The organism is Streptomyces sp. NPDC001135 (assembly GCF_053598395.1).
In genome coordinates this window covers 1-1276 of sequence record NZ_JBSFKD010000078.1, presented here as the reverse complement: position 1 = coordinate 1276, position 1276 = coordinate 1, and the positions used below count along the sequence as shown (strand labels likewise).

At 69.4% G+C, this 1276-nt stretch carries 2 protein-coding genes; both read right to left on the bottom strand.

Translation table 11 applies throughout. The annotated features are described in order from the left end of the window. Positions 1 to 118 precede the first annotated feature (118 nt). The gene (locus ACWC94_RS42185; RefSeq protein ID WP_450803076.1) at positions 119 to 310 is read right to left on the bottom strand and encodes an acyl-CoA carboxylase subunit epsilon; all 192 of its coding nucleotides are present in this window, start codon (positions 308 to 310) and stop codon (positions 119 to 121) included. A 57-nt stretch (positions 311 to 367) separates the two neighbouring features. Next, positions 368 to 1276: acyl-CoA carboxylase subunit beta (locus ACWC94_RS42180; protein ID WP_450803074.1), on the bottom strand; the 909-nt coding region annotated here is incomplete at its 5' end.

Sequence of the window (1276 nt, the reverse complement as noted above, 5' to 3'; positions counted from 1 at the left end):
CGTCGCCGGATGCGTCGCGATCAGCGTGGCGACGGCGTTCCGTGACGCACTGTGGCCCGTGTTCGCGACGGGCACGCGACCGGAGTCGGCGGCTCTCGCCGTTGAGGATTCCTGGCGCTCAGTGCCAGCTGTGCGGCGCCCGGAAGCCCGGCTCGCGCTCCAGGCGGCGCCAGCCGGCCTTGGCGCGGCCCCGATGGGTCTGGGCCGAAGGCGTCTGCGCGGCCGCGCGGGCCAGGAGGACGGCCGTGATGGCGGCGACTTCCTCGGGCTCGGCGTGGCCCTTCTCGACGCGGATGTCAGGAGTGCTCATGGGTGTCAGTCTCCGTGAGAGAGAGGTCCGCGGGGTTGCCGCGGCGGGTCCGCTCGGTTACTGCGGGGGGTTGCCGTGCTTGCGCGAGGGCAGGTCGGCGTGCTTGGACTGCAGCATCGCCAGGGACTTCGCCAGGACTTCGCGGGTCTCGGCCGGGTCGATGACGTCGTCCACGAGACCGCGCTCGGCCGCGTAGTAGGGGTGCATCAGCTCGGACTTGTACTCCTTGACCATGCGCGCCCGCATGGCCTCGGGGTCCTCCGCGCCGGCGATCTGACGGCGGAAGATCACGTTGGCCGCGCCCTCGGCGCCCATGACGGCGATCTCGTTCGTCGGCCAGGCGTAGGTGAGGTCGGCGCCGATCGACTGGGAGTCCATGACGATGTAGGCACCTCCGTACGCCTTGCGCAGGATCAGCGAGATCCTCGGCACGGTCGCGTTGCAATAGGCGTACAGCAGCTTCGCGCCGTGACGGATGATTCCGCCGTGCTCCTGGTCGACACCGGGGAGGAACCCCGGCACGTCCAGGAAGGTGACGATCGGGACATTGAAAGCGTCACACATCTGGACAAAGCGCGCAGCTTTTTCACTCGCCTCGATGTCCAGGACGCCCGCCAGCACCTGCGGCTGGTTGGCGATGATGCCGACCACCTGGCCGTCCAGGCGGGCCAGCGCGCAGATGATGTTGCGCGCCCAGCGCTCGTGGACCTCCAGGTACTCGCCGTCGTCGACGATCTCCTCGATGACCTTGGCCATGTCGTACGGCCGGTTCCCGTCGGCCGGGACCAGGTCGAGCAGCACGTCGCTGCGGCGGTCGACGGGGTCGGAGGAGTCCACCCGCGGGGGGTTCTCCCGGTTGTTCTGCGGGAGAAGCGAGAGGAGGTAGCGCACCTCGGCGATGCAGGTCTCCTCGTCGTCGTAGGCGAAGTGGCAGACACCGCTCGTCTCGGCGTGGACGTCGGCGCC

Excerpts from the sequence above, each read along its gene's own strand:
- ACWC94_RS42185 (WP_450803076.1), bottom strand. The coding sequence starts at position 310 with ATGAGCACTCCTGACATCCGCGTCGAGAAGGGCCACGCCGAGCCCGAG.